Below are 18,290 nucleotides of genomic sequence, written 5' to 3' on the forward strand. Positions count from 1 at the left end.
CGACCGGTCGCTGGGCCAGGAGCCCGGACGATCCCGGACGCACCGGGTGAGCCGGCGCGGCGGGCGAAGGGGGAGGAGGGGCTGACGGCAGCGAGGTCAGGGATCGAGCCCCCGGCTGCGCAGCCCCTCGACGGCGAGCGCGACCTGAGGCGCCTCGCCGATCCGGGTGGCGACCTGGAGCGACTGCCGGTACGCGGCGGCGGCGCCGTCGAGGTCACCCGCGTCCGCGAGGTATCTGCCGAGCGAGCAGAGCGCCGACGCCTCGAGGGACGGGTGGCCGAGCGCGCGGCCACGATCGACCGCCTGTCGGCTCGTCGTGACTGCCGCGTCCGTCTGGCCGCGGGCGTGCTCGACCAGGGCGCGACTCGTAAGGACGTAGGCATGCCCGACCGCGTCGTCGAGCTCGACGGCCAGCGCGCCGGCCCGCGCCACCGCTGCGGCTGCGTCGTCGAGTCGTCCCAGACCGACGAGGATCTCGGACATGTTGCTCAGCGCCCACTGCTCGCGCGTGAGCCAGCCGTGCTCGACGGCCAGTGCGACGACCTCCTCGAAGACCCTGAGTGCCGCGTCCTGGTCGCCCGCCTCGAAGTGGTAGATCGCGAGGTTGTTGAGGACGCCGCAGACGAAGCCGTCCTCCGGGTGGGCCCGGAAGTGCGGCAGCGCCTCGTGGGAGTGGCGGACGGCGGCGTCGGTGTCGCCGTCCGCGCTGGCGATGATGGCGAGCGCGTTGTGCGTCAGGGCGACGTCGTGGCTCGTGCCCGCCGTCTCGGCGGCCGCCAGGGCGCGGGCGAGATGGTCGCGGGCCCGGTCGTACCGGCCGGCGCGGATGAAGGTCTGACCGACGAGACGCTCGAGGACCGCGGTGCCGCGCTGGTTGCCCGCCAGCCCGGCACGGTGCAGGCCGTGCTCGGCGAGCTCGAGGACCCGACCGGGCTCGCTCCGGTCCCACAGGTAGGGCACGAGCACCGCTGCCAGGGCGGCCCCGAGCTCGGGGCGGCCGAGCTCGTCGGCCGACAAGGCTGCCTCGACCAGGGTGGCCCGCTCCGTCGAGAGCCAGGCCAGTGCGCCGCCCTGCTCCACGGCGGGCGGTGCGGACGAGAGCCACCACCAGGATCCGACCTCATGGGGGTGCGTCGTGGCCACGCACGACGAGGCACGCTCGAGGTGGTGCTCGAGCAGGCGGGTGCGCGCTGCGGCGACGGCGCTCGGGGCGTCCTCGCGGGCAGATCGTGCGCGCGCGAAGACACGGACGAGGTCGTGCATGTCCCACCGGCCATCGCCGCTCGGGCGCATGAGGTGGACCTCGACGAGCCTCCGGACGTCACGCTCCACGGCGTCCTCTGCCCCGTCGACGAGCACCGCGAGGGCCTCGCTCGAGACGTCCGTGCCCGGAGCCAGGCTCGCCAGGCGGAGGATGCGCTGCGCGTGCGCCGGCTGCGCCTCGTAGGACTGGCTGACCACCTCGGCCACGGGCTCGTCGAGATCGAGCAGGGCGGCCCGTCTGACGAAGGCCTCGAGATGGTCCGTCGCCGACCACCCGACGCTCTGGGCTGCCCGGCGGCCGGCCAGCGCGAGGGCGAGCGGGAGGCCGCCGAGCGTCTCCGCGAGCCGCACCGTGCTCTCCTCGGACGCAGGCAGCCCCCCCTTCGACTCCCGCTCGAGCAGATGGGCCCCCGCCCTCGGATCGAGCTCGCGCAGGGCGATCTCCGTGAGGTGACCCGGGCTCCCGCGACGACGGCTGGTGATGATGACCCGGGAGCTGCCGGCCAGGCGCACGAGCGGGAGCAGGTCGGCGGGGTCGGCCGCGTTGTCCAGGACCAGGACCAGACTGGCCTGCGTGAGCAGCCGGGCGACCCGCCGGCCGGCGGGCTCGGCCGAGCGAGGTGCGCCGTCCAGCTCGCCGATCTCCTCGGCGAGGAGGCCGAGCAGAGGGTCCAGCGCGGCTGGGTCGTCGGACTGCGCGTGACCGTCGAGCCGGGCGACGAGGACGTCGTCGACGGCGGCCGAGTCGACGAGCCGCTTCGCCACCGCCAGGGCGAGGGCCGTCTTGCCCACACCGGCCATGCCGGTGATGAGCGTCGCGCCGTCGGCCATGACGGCCCATTCGACCTCCTCGTCACGTCCCACGAGGCTCTCGGTGCGGGGGAGGCCCCGCCGGACCTCGACGGCAGCACCACCGGTCCTGCCCGGCGGGGTGGTCAGGGCGGCCCGCCACCGCCGGGCGCCCGTCTCGGCGACGCCGAGCGCGCGGACGATCTCCAGCGTGAGGTCGACGTCGATGCGTCGTCGTCCGTGCCGGAAGCAGTCGTAGGCGGTGCTCCGGGCGAGCCGTGCCTCGACGGCCGGCACCCCCCGCGAGGTCCGGGCGGCGGTCACCCTGCGCGCGATCTCGGTGAAGGACGGGGACCCGGCCCAGGCCCGCAGCGCCACGAGCGACTCGACGATGTCACCGGGAGCGGCGTGGCGCGGCGGCAACGGGATCTCGTCGCTCCCGTGATCACCCACCGTCGTCCCCTTCGCCCCTCCGGCATGCCCTGACCGACTCTACTGAGGCGTCGCCGGGCCGCCGTCGTGGAGCCTCGACCGTCCCGGGTGAGTAGAGTGTCGAGGTCCCTCCGGGACGCCCCTGACACCTGCCCGCGACCCCACGGAGCATGCACGTGAGCGACGCCCGTCCGTCCGCCGTCATCATCCTCGCCGCGGGCGAGGGCACCCGGATGCGCTCGGCGCTCCCGAAGGTGATGCACCCGATCGGCGGTCGCTCGCTCATCGGTCACGCCATCGCCGCCGCGCGCGCCACCGGGACCGATCACCTGACGGTCGTCGTCCGGCACGAGCGCGACCGCGTCGCCGAGCACATCACCGCGATCGACGCCGCCTGCACCATCGCCGACCAGGACGAGGTGAAGGGGACGGGCCGCGCCACCGAGTGCGGCCTCGACGCCCTCCCCGCAGACCTCTCGGGCACCGTCCTCGTGACGATGGGCGACGTCCCGCTGCTGCAGGGCGAGACCCTCGTCGCGCTCGCCGAGGACCACGCGAGCAGCGGCTCGGCCGTCACCGTCATCACCTCGGTCCTGCCCGATGCCAAGTCGTACGGCCGCATCGTCCGTGCCGCGGACGGGAGCGTCGAGCGGATCGTCGAGTTCAAGGACGCGACCGACGCGCAGCGCGAGATCCGCGAGATCAACTCCGGCATCTACGCCTTCGACGCCGAGCTCCTGCGCACGGCCCTGACGCAGGTCACGACGGAGAACGCCTCCGGCGAGAAGTACCTCACCGACGTCGTCGGTCTGGCCCGGGAGGCGGGGCGCCGCGTGAGCGCGATGCCCGTCGACGACCTGTGGCAGACGGAGGGCGCGAACGACCGGGTGCAGCTCGCCGACCTCGGGGCCGAGCTCAACCGCCGCACGTGCGAGCGATGGATGCGTGAGGGCGTGACGATCGTCGACCCCGCGACGACGTGGATCGACGTGGACGTGACGATCGGCAGGGACACGACGATCCGGCCGAGCACGCAGCTCCTCGGCGCGACGACGATCGGCGAGCGCGCCGTCGTCGGCCCCGAGGTCACCCTCACCGACACCGAGGTCGGCGACGACGCCCGGATCCGCCGCACCGAGGCCGAGCACGCGGTCGTCGGGGCCGAGGCGAGCGTCGGGCCGTTCTCGTACCTGCGGGCGGGCACGGTCGTCGGTCGGGGCGGGAAGGTGGGCGGCTTCGTCGAGACGAAGAACGCGACGATCGGCGAGGGTGCGAAGGTCCCGCACCTCACGTACTGCGGCGACGCGCAGATCGGGGACGGCGCGAACATCGGCGCCGGGACGATCTTCGCCAACTACGACGGCGTGGCCAAGCACCGCACGACGATCGGCCGGCACAGCTTCGTCGGCAGCAACTCGGTGCTTGTCGCGCCGGTCGACATCGCGGACGGGGCGTACGTCGCGGCCGGGTCGGCGGTGACCGAGGACGTCGCGCCCGGGCAGATGGCGGTCGCCCGCGGCCGTCAGAGCAACCACGACGGCTGGGTCGCCACGCGGCGCGCCGGCACCCCCACGGACGCGGCGGCACAGGCCGCCGGCACGACGACGCAGGAGGACTGAGCGCGTGAGCGGCATCCACCGGGCGACCGAGAAGAACCTCATGGTGTTCTCCGGCCGCACCCACCCCGAGCTGGCCGAGCAGGTCGCGCAGGACCTCGGCACGCCCCTGGTCCCGACGAGCGCCTACGACTTCGCCAACGGCGAGATCTACGTCCGCTACGAGGAGTCGGTCCGCGGCTGCGACGCGTTCGTCATCCAGAGCCATGCGGCGCCCATCAACGAGGCGATCATGGAGCAGCTCATCATGGTCGACGCCCTCAAGCGGGCGAGCGCGAAGCGGATCACCGTCGTCCAGCCGTTCTACGGCTACGCCCGGCAGGACAAGAAGCACCGGGGGCGCGAGCCGATCAGCGCGCGTCTCATGGCCGACCTGTTCCGCACGGCCGGGGCCAACCGGCTCATCGCGGTCGATCTGCACACCGACCAGATCCAGGGCTTCTTCGACGGGCCGGTCGACCACCTCATGGCGCTGCCGGTGCTCGCCAGGCACGTGCGGGAGAAGTACGGCGACCGGCAGCTCGCGGTCGTCTCTCCCGACGCCGGGCGGATCAAGGTCGCCGAGCAGTGGTCGCGCCAGCTCGGTGGCGCGCCCCTGGCGTTCATCCACAAGACCCGCGACGTGAGCCGCCCCAACGAGACGGTCGCCAACCGGGTCGTCGGTGAGGTCGAGGGCCGCTGGTGCGTCCTCGTCGACGACATGATCGACACGGCCGGGACGATCACCAAGGCCGCCGACGCGATCATGGCCGAGGGCGCTGCCGGGGTCATCATCGCGGCGACGCACGCGATCTTCTCCGGGCCGGCGAAGGAGCGGATGATGGCGTGCGCGGCCGAGGAGATCGTCGTGACGAACACGCTCCCGATCGCCGACGAGGCGTGCTTCGACGGGCTCACCGTGCTCTCGATCGCCCCGCTCATCTCCGCGGCGATCCGCGAGGTGTTCGAGGACGGCTCGGTGACGAGCCTCTTCACGGGCACCCACTGACCCACCCTTCTCCTCCCGCAAAAGCCGGGGCTTTTGCAATCTGCGGGGGGTACGACCCCCGCAGATGCACCGAACCTCCGCGTCTGTCGGGCCGAGGGTGGTCGTCGGGCGCTAGCTTCCCGCCATGGACGACTCGGGGAACCTCACGCTGCCGCTCGTGCTCGCCGGCCTCGGCCTCCTGCTCTTCATCGTCGGCGCGGTCGCTTCTGCGGCCTACGCCCGTCGGCACGGGATCGCCTCGGTTCGAGCGTCTCGGCTGACCCCTCCGTCCGTCGACGGCGTCCCGGGTTGATCTGCCCGGGCCGCGCACAGCACAGGTGCGGGGCTTCGGTGCACGTGCGGGGGATGCAACCCCCGCACCTGGTAAAAGCCCCGGCTTTTGCAGGATGTGGGGGTGGGCCAGGGGATCAGGTGGTCGAGGTGGTTGGGGCCGCCCTGCGGGCTCGGTAGGCGGCCACCGCCGCGCGGTTGCCGCAGCCGTCCTCGCAGTAGCGCCGTGAGCGGTTGCGGGACAGGTCGACGACGACCCCGCCGCAGTCCTCGCCCGCGCAGGTCCCCAGCCGGCCGAGCTCCCCGGCCCGCACGAGGTCGACCATCGCCATCGCCGCCTCGACCGCCATCCGGGCCGCCGGCGGGGCGCCCGACGGGGTCGCGTGCAGGTGGTAGTCCCACGCGTCGTGCCGGACGAGCTGCGGCAGCGCCCGGTACTCGCGCAGCAGCTCGTTGACCACCTCGACGACGGCGTCCTCGTCGAGCTCCCAGAAGCGGTGCAGCCGGCCACGCAGCGCCCGCACGTCCTCGACCTCGGCCGCCGTGCGCGGGGGAGCGCCGGTCCAGCCCCACTCGTCCATGAACGCCCTCAGGTCGGCCACGGTCCGCAGGTCGTCGGTCGTCGGCTCGCCGGCCGCGTCGATCTCGGAGGACCCGGGCCACGGACGGGTGTTGACGAGCGCCGCGGCACCGGTGAGCGCCACCCGGGTGTCATGGGCAAACTGCATTTTGACTCCTGTCGCGTCGGGTCGTAGCGTCATGGGCGTCGGGTTCGATGACATATGACACCGATGCCGACATCGAACCACGTCGGACCCCCACCGCCCAGGAGCACCCCCATGACCGCCCCCGCACCGCGCACCGGCTCGTTCGGCGCAGGCCTCCTCGTCGCCCTCGTCTCGGCGGCGACCTTCGGCACCTCGGGGACCTTCGGCAAGGCGCTCATCGGCCTCGGCTGGTCCCCGTCGGCCATCGTCACCGTCCGGGTCGGCCTCGGTGCGCTGCTCCTCCTCGGGCCGGGTCTGCTCGCCCTGCGCGGTCGCTGGCACCTCCTGCGGCGCAACGCCGGCGACGTTCTCGCCTACGGCCTGGTCGCCGTCGCGCTCTGCCAGCTCGCCTACTTCAACGCCGTCGGTCGGCTGTCGGTCGGCGTCGCCCTCATGCTCGAGTACCTGGGCCCGATCCTCGTCGTCGCATGGATCTGGGCCCGCACGGGCCGCCGTCCGGGCCGCCTGACGATGGCCGGGATGGTGATCTCCGTCGTCGGCCTCGTCCTCGTGCTCGACGCCTTCAGCGGCCTGCGCCTCGACGCGATCGGCGTGCTCTGGGGGCTCGTGGCCGCCGTCGCGCTCGCCGGCTTCTTCGTCATCGCCGGCCGTGACCACGAGGACAACATCCCGCCGATCACCCTCGCCGCCGGCGGGCTGCTCGTCGGCACGGTGGCCCTCGCCGTACTCGGGCTCGTCGGGGTCCTGCCGTGGCGCACCGCGACCGGCTCGGTCGCCGTCGCCGGGACGACCCTGCCGTGGTGGGCCGCGATCCTCGAGCTCGGTGTCGTCGCCGCGGCCATCGCGTACGTCACCGGCATCGACGCCGCGCGCCGCCTCGGTTCCCGCGTCTCCTCCTTCGTCGGCCTCACCGAGGTCCTCTTCGCCGTCCTCTTCGCGTGGTGGCTGCTCGGCGAGGTGCCCCGTCCGATCCAGCTGCTCGGCGGCCTGGCGATCCTCGCCGGTGTCGTCGCCGTCCGGCTCGACGACCGGGACGACGCCCACCCGGAGCTGGACGCGGGCGACGTGCCCGGGCCGGACGTCGTGCGCAAGACGCGCGAGCACCCGGCCGCGCCGGTCGTCGGCTGAGCGGTTTGGCCTGCGGCGGCCGACGGTCTAGGATTCCCGGGTTGCCTCGGCGAGGGACGCAGCACCGACCGCGTCCGTGATTCGACGCGGTGGCGCTCTCCCGTGGAGCGGCCAGCGTCGTTGCCGTGCCCCGCGCCGAGGCCCACCGCCCGCCCGACACCCAGACCCGCCCGGCACCCCGGAGGGTCGCCCCGACCCTTCAGGAGTGACCACATGTCGACCGACGAGATCCGCCTCAAGGCCAGCACCCGCACCGAGTTCGGCAAGGGCGCGGCCCGCCGTCTCCGCCGCGCCAACCAGATCCCCGCGGTGCTCTACGGCCACGGCGCCGACCCGGTCCACGTCGCCCTTCCGGGCCACGAGACGATGCTCGCGCTGAAGAACGCGAACGCGCTGCTGACGATCGAGCTCGAGGACGGCGACCAGCTCGCCCTCGCCAAGGACGTCCAGCGCGACCCGCTCAAGCCGATCATCGAGCACGTCGACCTCGTCATCGTCAAGAAGGGCGAGAAGGTCACCGTCGACGTCCCCGTCACCACCGAGGGCGAGGCCGGTCCGGAGACCGTCGTCACCGTCGACGCCCAGACCCTCCAGGTCGAGGCCGAGGCGACGAACCTGCCCGAGCAGCTCGTCGTCGACATCGAGGGCCTCGAGGCCGGCACGCAGATCCTCGCCTCGCAGGTCGAGCTGCCCGCTGGCGCCACCCTCGTCACCGAGCCCGAGACGCTCGTCGTCAACGTCACCGAGCAGATCTCCGCGGAGGCCCTCGAGGCCGAGCTCGCCGAGGCCGAGGCCGAGGCCGGCATCGAGCAGGACGAGCCGGAGACCGACGAGACCGAGGGCGCTCCGAGCGACAAGCAGCTCGCCGAGGGCGACGCCCCGATGGAGTCCCCGGAGGACGGCAACAAGGACGACTGAGTCCCTCCTGCACGACGACGGGCGCTCCCGACCACGACGGTCGGGGGCGCCCGTCGCGTCGTGGCATGCTCCTGCGACGTGAGCGAGCGCGATGAGCAGGGACCGTGGGTCGTCGTAGGCCTGGGCAACCCGGGGGACCGGTACGCCGGCAACCGGCACAACGTCGGTGCGATGGTGGTCGCCGAGCTCGCCGATCGCCGGGGGGAGAAGCTCAAGGCCCACAAGTCCCGCACGAGTGCCGCGACGTGCCGGTTCGCCCTCGCCCCCGGGCAGCCGCCCGCGGCCGGGGTGCTCGCCGTCCCGAACGAGTTCATGAACCTCTCCGGCGGGCCGACGAAGGCGCTCGTCGGCTGGTTCGGCTCCGGCGTCGACCGCCTGATCGTCGTGCACGACGAGCTCGACATCCCCTTCGGCCAGGTCCGGCTCAAGCGGGGCGGCGGAGAGGGGGGCCACAACGGGCTCCGGTCGATCACCTCGTCGTTCGGCTCGAAGGACTACCTGCGGGTCCGGGTCGGCATCGGTCGGCCGCCGGGGCGCATGGAGGCCGCCGACTTCGTCCTCAAGGACTTCTCCGCGACCGAGCGCAAGGAGCTGCCCTTCCTCGTCTCGGACGCCGCCGACGCCGTCGAGGCGCTCGTGCGCGACGGGCTCGAGGCCGCTCAGCAGGACTTCCACTCGCGCTGACCGGACCCGCTCGGGACAGACGAACGGCCCCGTCCCTGCATGCAGGGACGGGGCCGCGTCGCGCGGGTCCGGGATCAGGCCGGGGTGCCGCCCTGGCCCTTGAGCGCGGCGAGGCGCGCCTCGATCTCGGCGTCGTTGCCCGTGCCGTCGAGCTCGGCGAACTGGTCCTCGAGGGAGGTCGCCCGGGCCTCGGTGCGGCCCTGGACGAGCGCCTCCTCCTTCTTGATCCGGTCCTCGAAGCGGGAGAGGTCGCTCGTGGGGTCCATGACGTCGATGGCGCCCATCGCCGTGTTGACCTTGTTCTGCGCCTCGACCGTCCGGGCGCGGGCGACGAGCGACGCACGGCGGGACTTGAGGTCCTCGAGCTTGGTCTTCATCGCCGTCAGGCCGTCCTTGAGCTGCTCGACGGTCTGGTTCTGCCCGGCGATGATCGGCTCGGCGTCGCGGGCCTCGTTCTCGTGCTGGATCTGACGACCGAGCGCGACCTTGGCGAGGTTGTCGAACTTGTCCGCACCCGCGGCGTCCCCGGCGGCACGCATCTGCTCGGCCTTCGCCGAGGCCGCGGCGGCCTTGCGGCCCCACTCCTGAGCGGCGTCCTGGTCCTCCTTGAGGTCCGCCTCGGCCATCCGCACCTGGGCGATCGTCTGGGCGACGGCCTCCTCGGCGTCGGCGATGGAGTTGGTGTAGTCGCGCACGAGCTGGTCGAGCATCTTCTCCGGGTCCTCGGCGCGGTCGAGGAGGGCGTTGATGTTGGCGCGGGTCAGCTGGCTGATCCGGCCGAGGATGGACTGCTTCTGTGCCATGTCTGGTTCCTTTCGATGGATGCTGCGTGGTCCGTCGTTGCTGCTGGTCAGGTGAACGGGTGCGGGGCGCGGAGGTCGTCCCGGGTCAGAACGCCCCGCCGCCGCGTCGAGGTCCTGCTCGGCGCGCTCGAGCCCGGCGATGGNTAAACACCGCTCCCCCCGCGTCCTCCGCCGCTCTATTTCGCGGGCAGCTCAGAAGTGTTTAAAAGGACCGGCTCGGGGGGGGCCCGGGGCCCCCCCGCCCCCCCCCCCCCCCCGCCGCCCCCAAGGGGGATGCCGCCGAGGATGAGGGAGCCGACGTCGATGCCGCCACGGCCGCCCCAGCCGCCGTAGCCTCCGCCGTACCCGCCGCCGCGGTGGTAGTCGTCGATGTCCTCCTGCGCCCGCCGGAGGGCCTCCTCGGCGAGCGGCTCGGCCCGGGCGAGCAGCGCCCCCGCGGTCTGCGGGTCGGTGTCGATGACGCGCGCCGCCTCGTCGAGCAGCTGCTGGGCCTCGGACAGGCGGGTACGGGCCATCGGGCCGACGGCGCCGCGGTTCATCGAGATGGTGTCGTCGATGCTGCGGACGCGGGCCTGGACGCGGGTGAGCTGGTCGCGGACGGTGCCGGCGACGCGGCGGCGGTGCTCGTCCTCTTCGCGGTACCGCTCGAGGGCCGCGTCGAGGTCCTGCTCGGCGCGCTCGAGCCCGGCGATGGCCGCGAGCGGGTCGCCGCCGTCCTTCGCCTGGGTGCCTGCCTGGATCGCGCGCTGGGCGTTCTGCACCGCCGTCGAGGTCACCGCGTCGTCCGCCCCCAGCCGCTGGGCGTCCTGGACGTCGGCGCTGATCGAGGTCAGGCGCTGGTCGAGCAGGGCGCGGGCGTTGTCGAGGTCCGAGCCGGCGCGGTCGACGGCGTCGACGAGCCGGGCCGCCTGCTGCACGGCGTCCTCGGCGGACCGGGCCGAGGCGACGGCGGCCGCGCGGTCGGTCTCCACCTGGCCGCGCCCCGTGGCGACGAGCTGCGCGGCGGCCTCGAGCAGGCGCGTGGCCTGGTCGATGTTCGTCCGGACGGTCGCAAGCGACTCGGCGGGGTAGCGGGCGCGCAGCCCTGCGAGGGTCTGCTCGGCCGCGGGGAGGCGACCACGGACCTCGCCGATCCGCACGTCGAGGTCGGCGAGGACCTCGGGCGCGCGGCTCTGCAGGTCTCGCAGGCGCACGAACTCGTCCGTCTGCGCGTCGAGCTGCGCGTCGGCCTCGGTCGCGAGGGCGAGGATCTGCTGCAGGTACGGGCGCTGGGCCTCGCCCTCGATCCGTTCGCCGTCCATCCGGTGCTGCACGGCGAACGCCTCGGCCGACTTCCGCCTCGCGTTCTTTAGGGCCGCGCGGAACTTCTCGGTCTGCTGACGGCCGAACTGCGCCTCGGCGAAGGACAGCTCCTCGCCCGAGGAACGGACGGCGTCGTCGAGCCCGACGAGTGCCGCGGCCGCGCGCCGCTGGAGGGACTCCAGCGGTTCGACCTGCTCCGGCGCGAGCGGCCGGCCGTCGGGTCCGTAGGCGACCTGCTGGGGCGTCTGCGGCGTGCCGCCCTTCTTCCGGCGGAAGGCCGCGAAGAGGGCGGGGACGACGAGGACGGCGGGGCACAGGAAGCACAGCCAGCCGGGGATCGGGGTCCCGCCGACACCACCGGTGCTCGTGCCGCCGCGGGTGCGGCCGGCGGCGTCGCCGTACGCGTCCGCCGCGTCGATGGCGGCCTTGTCCCACTGGTTCTGGCGCAGCGCCGGTTCGATGGCCTCGCGCTGGACGGCCTTGGCCTCCTCCTGCGAGATGCCCGGCGCCTTCGCGGCGTAGGTGCCGTACCGCCGGTCCTTCGTCGCGACCGCGAGGAGGATGTCGTCGTCCCCGAGGCCGGACCGGCGGAACGTCTGCTCGGCCCACTGCGGCCCCGCGGTGCCGTCGAAGGAGTCCACGTAGACGACGAAGAGCTGCAGATCCCGCTCGTCGCGCAGCTTCTCGAGCGCGGCGTTCACCGCGGCGGGGTCGCCGACGACGCCGGCTCGATCGGTGAGCTGCGTCGTCAGGCTCGGCGGCGCGTCCGCTCCGCTGGCCCGGGCCGGCAGGCCGGGGACGAGCAGCACGAGCGTCGCGAGCAGCATCGCGGCGAGCGCACCGAGCAGGCGGAGGGTCGGTCGGGACGAGACGGTCGGCACTGGCACGCCTCGATCCTCACGTCTGCGGGCCGGTTGTGCAACGTTGGTGCAACCTGACCGCGTGGCCACCTGCCGTGGTACGGCAGAATCGGTGGTCCGATGACGACCTCCCCCCTGGCCCCGCTGCTCACCGCCTTCACCGCCCTCCCCGAGGTCTCTCGCCTGCTGTCGCGGGCGGCCGAGCTGACCGAGGTCGACGTCGTCGCCCCCGCGGGCACCCGACCCCTCCTCGTGTCGAGCATCCCCACCGACGGCACGGTCCTGCTCGTCGCGTCGACGGCGCGAGAGGCGGACGACCTCGTCGCGGCGCTCGGGTCGATCCTCCCGCCGGAGCAGGTGGCGACCTTCCCCAGCTGGGAGACGCTGCCGCACGAGCGGCTGAGTCCGCGCAGCGACACCGTCGGCCGCCGGCTGGCGGTCCTGCGCCGCCTGGCCCACCCCGATCCGAGCGACCCCGCGCACGGCCCGATCCGGGTGCTCGTCGCCTCCGTCCGGGCGGTGCTCCAGCCGATGGTCGCCGGGCTCGCCGAGCTGCAGCCGGTGTCGCTGCGGGTCGGTGAGGAGCGCCCGCTCGAGGAGGTCGTCGAGGCGCTCGCCGCGGCCGCCTACGTCCGGGTCGACATGGTCGAGCGACGCGGGGAGTTCGCCGTCCGCGGCGGCCTGCTCGACGTCTTCCCCCCGACCGAGGAGCACCCCCTGCGTGTCGACTTCTTCGGCGACGAGGTCGAGGAGGTCCGGTGGTTCACCGTCGCCGACCAGCGGACGATCGCCCCGAAGGACGGTCCCGCCGTGCCCGAGCACGGGCTGTGGGCGCCGCCGTGCCGGGAGGTGCTGCTCACCGCATCGGTCCGCGCGCGCGCGGCGGAGCTCGCCACCCAGCTGCCCGGTGTGGCGGACATGCTCGGCAAGGTCGCCGAGGGGATCCCGGTCGAGGGGATGGAGTCGCTCGCCCCGGCCCTCGTCGATGGCATGGAGACCCTCCTCGACGTCCTGCCGACGGGCTCGCGGGTCGTCGTCTCCGACCCCGAGCGGGTCCGTTCACGGGCGCACGACCTCGTCGCGACGAGCGAGGAGTTCCTCGACGCGAGCTGGTCGAACGCCGCCGCGGGCAACGCCGTGCCCGTCGACCTCGAGTCGGTCCTGGGGACGGCGTCCTACCGGACCATCGCGCAGACCCGCGAGCACGCGCTCGACCTGGGCCTGCCGTGGTGGACGCTCTCGCCCTTCGCCGCCGGTCCCGACGCGCTCGAGGACGCCGTCGAGCACGAGGGCGTGACCTTCCGGCTCGACGCCGAGTCCGTCACCCCCTACCGCGGGGACACCGACGCGGCTGCCGCGGACCTGCGCCGGTGGACCGGTGAGGGCGCGCGCGTCCTGATCACCGCCGAGGGCGCGGGCCTGCTCGACCGCGTCGGCGAGCTGCTCACCGACCACGAGGTCCCGCACCGCGCGCTCGCCTCGCTCGACCCCGGCGTCGTCGAGACGACGACCGCGTGCCTGCGCGAGGGCTTCGTCCTGCGCGGCGGGGACGCCGCGCTCGTCGTCCTCACCGAGAACGACCTGCTCGGCGCGAACGCCCGCGGGGGGTCGACGAAGGACCAGCGTCGGATGCCCTCGCGCCGACGCAAGCAGGTCGACCCGCTCCAGCTGAAGAAGGGCGACTTCGTCGTCCACGAGCAGCACGGCGTGGGCACCTTCGTCGAGATGCTCCAGCGGACGGTCCAGGGCGCGACCCGCGAGTACCTCGTCATCGAGTACGCGGCGAGCAAGCGCGGCCAGCCCGGGGACCGGCTCTTCGTCCCGACCGACCAGCTCGACCAGGTGACCCGCTACGTCGGCGGCGAGGCGCCGACGGTGAACAAGATGGGCGGCAGCGACTGGCAGAAGACGAAGTCGCGCGCCCGGCGGTACGTCAAGCAGATCGCCGCCGAGCTCATCCGGCTCTACAGCGCCCGGATGGCGACGCCGGGGCACGCCTTCGCGCCGGACACGCCCTGGCAGCGCGAGCTCGAGGACGCCTTCGCCCACGTCGAGACCCCCGACCAGCTGAGCACCATCGACGAGGTCAAGGCGGACATGGAGAAGACGGTCCCGATGGACCGGCTCGTCTGCGGCGACGTCGGCTACGGCAAGACGGAGATCGCCGTCCGCGCCGCCTTCAAGGCCGTCCAGGACGGCAAGCAGGTCGCGGTCCTCGTGCCGACGACGCTCCTGGTCCAGCAGCACCTGGCGACGTTCTCCGAGCGGTACGCCGGGTTCCCCGTCACGGTCCGGGCGCTCTCGCGCTTCCAGACCGACAAGCAGGCGACGGAGACCGTCGAGGGACTGGCCGACGGCAGCGTCGACGTCGTCATCGGCACCCACCGCCTCCTCGCGCCGAGCATCCGGTTCAAGGACCTCGGGCTGGTGATCATCGACGAGGAGCAGCGGTTCGGGGTCGAGCACAAGGAGCAGCTCAAGGCGATGCGGACCGCCGTCGACGTCCTCGCGATGTCGGCGACGCCGATCCCGCGCACCCTCGAGATGGCGGTGACGGGCATCCGGGAGATGTCGACGCTCGCCACCCCGCCGGAGGAGCGCCACCCGGTCCTCACCTACGTCGGCGCGTACGACGACAAGCAGGTCGCCGCCGCCGTGCGCCGCGAGCTCATGCGCGAGGGCCAGGTGTTCTTCGTGCACAACAACGTCGGCACGATCGACAGGACGGCGGCGCGGATCAGAGAGCTCGTGCCCGAGGCCCGGGTCGAGACCGCGCACGGGAAGATGGGCGAGCACCGGCTCGAGCAGGTCGTCGTCGACTTCTGGGAGCGCCGCTTCGACGTCCTCGTGTGCACGACGATCGTCGAGACGGGCCTGGACATCAGCAACGCGAACACGCTCATCATCGACCGGGCGGACAAGCTCGGCCTGAGCCAGCTGCACCAGCTGCGCGGGCGCGTCGGCCGCGGGCGGGAACGGGCGTACGCGTACTTCATGTACCCGGGGGACAAGCCCCTGACGGAGACCGCGCACGACCGGCTCGCGACGATCGCGGGGAACACCGACCTCGGCGCGGGCATGCGGGTCGCGATGAAGGACCTCGAGATCCGTGGCGCGGGCAACCTCCTGGGCGGGGAGCAGTCCGGCCACATCGCGGGCGTCGGCTTCGACCTGTACGTCCGGATGGTCGGCGAGGCCGTCGCCGACTTCAAGGGCGAGGGCGACCAGGCCCCGACCGAGGTGAAGATCGAGCTGCCCGTCGACGCCCACCTGCCGCACGAGTACGTCCCGGGGGAACGGTTGCGGCTCGAGGCGTACAAGAAGCTCGCCGCCGTCACCGACGAGGCCGCGCTCGCGGAGGTCCTCGTCGAGCTGCAGGACCGGTACGGCGACCCGCCCCAGCCGGTGCTCAACCTCGTCGAGGTGGCCCGCCTGCGGATCCTCCTGCGGACCGCGGGCCTCACCGAGGTCGCGGCGCAGGGATCGAGCATCCGGTTCGGGCCGGTCGACCTCAAGGACTCCCAGCGGCTGCGGCTCCAGCGGATGTACCCGCGGGCGACGGTCAAGGAGGCGACCCGCACGATCACCGTGCCGCGGCCGACGACGGCGCGGGTCGGCGGGCGACCGCTGCGGGACCTCGAGGTGCTCTCGTGGGCGAGCGACCTCGTGCGCTCGGTCCTCCTGGACGACATCGCGGCGGGGCAGCAGACCGGCACGGACGCGACCGCGTCGAGGGACTCTTCCCGGATGCGCTGAGCGCCGGGCCACGAGCGACCAGCCCCGCCGCCGGGGTCAGCCGGCGGATATACGCTTCTGCGCGAGCACCTGCCCGCCGTCTGGAACAGGAACCACCGTGGCCCGTCGATCCGTCCGTCCCCGCACCGTCGCGCTCGCCGCCTCGCTCGCCCTCCTCGCCGGGGGCGGCCTCACCGGGTGCGCGCAGTCGGACACCGCCGCGATGGTCGACGGGCGCCGGATCTCCGAGACCGAGGTCCTGGCCTCGACCGACCAGATCGCCCAGATCAGCGGTCCGCAGGGCGCGCCGACGCCGTCGATGGTCGTCTCCGCGCTCATCCTCGCGCCGATGATCAACGAGGAGGCCGCGAGGGGCGGCCGGGCCGGATCCGACGCCGCCGCCCGGGCGCAGCTGGCCGAGACGGGCATCGAGGACCCCACCCAGGGCCTGCTCGAGATCCAGAAGGCGCAGGCCGCGCAGCAGCGCCTCACCCCGGCGCAGGTGGAGGCTCTGACGGCGCGGGTCCGGGACGCGGAGATCACCGTCAACCCGCGGTACGGCACGCTCGACCGCTCGAAGATGCAGCTCGCCCCGGCAGACGGCAACTGGATCGACCCCGACGCCGCCCAGCCGGCACCGGAGCTCACCCCCGCCGAGGGTGGTCAGGCCCCGCAGGGCGCCCAGCCCGAGCCCGGGGCCACACCGGTCCAGTGAGCCGGCCGGGCGAGGAGCTGCTCCGCGCGGTCGCGACGATGGACCGCCTGCGGTCGCCGGGCGGCTGCCCGTGGGATGCGGAGCAGACGCACCAGAGCCTCACCCGGTACGTCGTCGAGGAGGCCCACGAGGTCGTCGAGGCGATCGAGTCCGGCAGTCGCGAGGACCTCGTCGAGGAGCTCGGCGACCTGCTCCTGCAGGTGCTCTTCCAAGCGCGGGTCGGGCAGGACGGGCTGGGCGGTGCCGAGCCCTTCGACATCGACGACGTCGCCGCGACCCTCGTGGCCAAGCTGGAACGCCGCCACCCCCACGTCTTCGCCGACGGCGACGCCTCCACCCCCGCGGACGTCGAGGCGGCGTGGGAGCGGATCAAGGCGGAGGAGAAGGCTGCGAAGGCGCAGCGTGCGGCCCGCCGCCCGGCTGCCGAGCCGGTCCCGCCCCTGCTGCACGACATCCCACGGTCGCTGCCGAGCACGCTCGCGGCGGAGAAGATCCTCGCCCGGGTCGAGCGGACCGGCGGTGATCTGACGGCGGTGGCCGACACGCTCGCCGCGAGCGAGGACCCGGGCGACCGGATGCTCGCCGAGGCTGCCCGCTGCCGGGCGGCCGGCACGACCGCCGACGACGCCCTGCGCGCCGCGCTGACCCGCTTCGCGACGACCTGAGCGCGGTCGGGGACGATCCGGGCGACCTGCCCGGCCGCGGGACTAGGCTCGAGGACGTACGGAACCCCGACCGGCAAGGAGCGCACCAGTGGCCAGCATCGAAGCAGTCGTCGCCCGCGAGATCCTCGACTCGCGCGGCAACCCCACCGTCGAGGTCGAGATCGGTCTGGACGACGGCACCGTGGGCCGCGCGGCCGTCCCCTCCGGCGCGTCGACCGGTCAGTTCGAGGCCGTCGAGCGTCGGGACGGTGACGAGGAGCGCTACCTCGGCAAGGGCTGCGAGGACGCCGTCCGCGCGGTCGTCGAGGACATCGCCCCCGTCCTCTACGGGTACGACGCGAGCGAGCAGCGCCTCATCGACGACGAGATGCTTGCGCTCGACGCGACCGCCAACAAGGCCAAGCTGGGTGCGAACGCCATCCTCGGCGTCTCCCTCGCCGTCGCCAAGGCCGCGGCGGACTCCGCCGAGCTCCCGCTCTTCCGCTACGTCGGTGGCCCCAACGCCCACGTCCTGCCCGTCCCGATGATGAACATCCTCAACGGCGGCAGCCACGCGGACAGCAACGTCGACATCCAGGAGTTCATGATCGCGCCGATCGGTGCCGAGTCCTTCCGGGAGGCCCTGCGCTGGGGTGCGGAGGTCTACCACGCGCTGAAGAAGGTGCTCAGGGACAAGGGGCTGGCCACCGGCCTGGGCGACGAGGGCGGCTTCGCCCCGAACCTCGGCAGCAACCGCGAGGCGCTCGACCTCATCACCGAGGCGATCACGGCCGCCGGCTACACCCTCGGCACGGACATCGCGCTCGCCCTCGACGTCGCCGCGAGCGAGTTCCACGACGCCGGCGAGTACGTCTTCGAGGGCGAGAAGCGCAGCTCGGCGGCCATGGTCGCCTACTACACCGACCTCGTCGCGTCCTACCCGATCGTCTCCATCGAGGACCCCCTCGACGAGGAGGACTGGGACGGCTGGAAGGCCATCACCGACGCCCTCGGCGACAAGGTCCAGCTCGTCGGCGACGACCTCTTCGTCACCAACCCCGAGCGGCTCCAGCGCGGCATCGACAACGGCACGGCCAACGCGCTGCTGGTCAAGGTCAACCAGATCGGGTCGCTCAGCGAGACCCTCGACGCCGTCGACCTCGCGCACCGCAACGGCTACCGCTGCATGATGAGCCACCGCTCCGGCGAGACCGAGGACGTGACGATCGCCGACCTCGCCGTCGCGACGAACTGCGGCCAGATCAAGACCGGCGCCCCGGCCCGGTCCGAGCGCGTCGCGAAGTACAACCAGCTGCTGCGCATCGAGGAGGAGCTCGACGATGCCGCGCAGTACGCCGGCGCGTCCGCCTTCCCGCGTTTCTCCGCGAAGTGAGCCCGCGGATGGGGTGAACTAG

At 73.3% G+C, this 18,290-nt stretch carries 14 protein-coding genes; 10 read left to right on the top strand and 4 right to left on the bottom strand.

The features are described from left to right. Positions 1-96: 96 nt before the first annotated feature. Positions 97-2,505, bottom strand: a complete 2,409-nt coding sequence (locus tag DAA34_RS05485) for a tetratricopeptide repeat protein (protein WP_158707629.1) — start codon at positions 2,503-2,505, stop codon at positions 97-99. Positions 2,506-2,654: 149 nt separating this feature from the next. Here DAA34_RS05485 and glmU point away from each other — a divergent pair, with 149 nt between their 5' ends. From glmU to DAA34_RS12110, 3 genes are all read left to right on the top strand, one after another. Further along, the gene (glmU, locus tag DAA34_RS05495) at positions 2,655-4,103 is read left to right on the top strand and encodes a bifunctional UDP-N-acetylglucosamine diphosphorylase/glucosamine-1-phosphate N-acetyltransferase GlmU (RefSeq protein ID WP_407657007.1); all 1,449 of its coding nucleotides are present in this window, start codon (positions 2,655-2,657) and stop codon (positions 4,101-4,103) included. 4 nt (positions 4,104-4,107) lie between these two features. Next, the gene (locus DAA34_RS05500) at positions 4,108-5,088 is read left to right on the top strand and encodes a ribose-phosphate diphosphokinase (protein ID WP_106817953.1); all 981 of its coding nucleotides are present in this window, start codon (positions 4,108-4,110) and stop codon (positions 5,086-5,088) included. A gap of 124 nt (positions 5,089-5,212) precedes the next feature. After that, positions 5,213-5,380 (top strand): hypothetical protein, encoded by a 168-nt coding sequence (locus DAA34_RS12110; RefSeq protein WP_158707630.1) that lies wholly within the window; start codon positions 5,213-5,215, stop codon positions 5,378-5,380. Between the two features lie 115 nt (positions 5,381-5,495). On the opposite strand, the gene DAA34_RS05505 is transcribed toward DAA34_RS12110, so the two are convergent. Continuing rightward, positions 5,496-6,086 carry a CGNR zinc finger domain-containing protein gene (locus DAA34_RS05505; protein WP_106817954.1) on the bottom strand — a complete coding sequence of 197 codons (591 nt, stop codon included), beginning with the start codon at positions 6,084-6,086 and terminating at the stop codon, positions 5,496-5,498. Between the two features lie 111 nt (positions 6,087-6,197). Here DAA34_RS05505 and DAA34_RS05510 point away from each other — a divergent pair, with 111 nt between their 5' ends. From DAA34_RS05510 to pth, 3 genes are all read left to right on the top strand, one after another. Further along, on the top strand, positions 6,198-7,214 hold the full coding sequence (locus tag DAA34_RS05510; protein ID WP_106817955.1) for an EamA family transporter: 1,017 nt from the start codon (positions 6,198-6,200) through the stop codon (positions 7,212-7,214). 213 nt (positions 7,215-7,427) lie between these two features. Continuing rightward, positions 7,428-8,132, top strand: a complete 705-nt coding sequence (locus DAA34_RS05515; RefSeq protein ID WP_106817956.1) for a 50S ribosomal protein L25/general stress protein Ctc — start codon at positions 7,428-7,430, stop codon at positions 8,130-8,132. Between the two features lie 78 nt (positions 8,133-8,210). Next, positions 8,211-8,816 carry an aminoacyl-tRNA hydrolase gene (gene pth / locus DAA34_RS05520; RefSeq protein ID WP_199847424.1) on the top strand — a complete coding sequence of 202 codons (606 nt, stop codon included), beginning with the start codon at positions 8,211-8,213 and terminating at the stop codon, positions 8,814-8,816. A 74-nt stretch (positions 8,817-8,890) separates the two neighbouring features. Here the strand turns inward: pth and DAA34_RS05525 are convergent, their stop codons facing one another. After that, positions 8,891-9,619, bottom strand: coding sequence for a PspA/IM30 family protein (locus DAA34_RS05525; RefSeq protein ID WP_106817958.1), 729 nt, complete (start codon positions 9,617-9,619; stop codon positions 8,891-8,893). Positions 9,620-9,795: 176 nt separating this feature from the next. After that, the gene (locus DAA34_RS05530) at positions 9,796-11,808 is read right to left on the bottom strand and encodes a TPM domain-containing protein (protein WP_158707631.1); all 2,013 of its coding nucleotides are present in this window, start codon (positions 11,806-11,808) and stop codon (positions 9,796-9,798) included. 93 nt (positions 11,809-11,901) lie between these two features. Between DAA34_RS05530 and mfd the strand changes: the two genes are divergently transcribed. The 4 genes from mfd to eno all read left to right on the top strand — a co-directional run bounded on the left by mfd (position 11,902) and on the right by eno (position 18,268). Next, a complete protein-coding gene (gene mfd / locus DAA34_RS05535) occupies positions 11,902-15,537 on the top strand; it encodes a transcription-repair coupling factor (protein WP_106817960.1) in 3,636 nt (1,211 codons plus the stop codon). 97 nt (positions 15,538-15,634) lie between these two features. Next, positions 15,635-16,231 (top strand): hypothetical protein, encoded by a 597-nt coding sequence (locus DAA34_RS05540; RefSeq protein ID WP_106817961.1) that lies wholly within the window; start codon positions 15,635-15,637, stop codon positions 16,229-16,231. Next, positions 16,228-16,896: a MazG family protein gene (locus tag DAA34_RS05545; RefSeq protein ID WP_234354125.1), complete on the top strand. Its 669-nt coding sequence runs from the start codon at positions 16,228-16,230 to the stop codon at positions 16,894-16,896. Before DAA34_RS05540 ends, DAA34_RS05545 begins: the two co-directional genes overlap by 4 nt. A gap of 88 nt (positions 16,897-16,984) precedes the next feature. Beyond that, positions 16,985-18,268, top strand: coding sequence for a phosphopyruvate hydratase (gene eno / locus DAA34_RS05550; RefSeq protein WP_106817962.1), 1,284 nt, complete (start codon positions 16,985-16,987; stop codon positions 18,266-18,268). Positions 18,269-18,290 lie beyond the last annotated feature (22 nt).

The organism is Janibacter massiliensis (genome assembly GCF_900289115.1).
Classification (GTDB): Bacteria; Actinomycetota; Actinomycetes; order Actinomycetales; family Dermatophilaceae; genus Janibacter_A; species Janibacter_A massiliensis.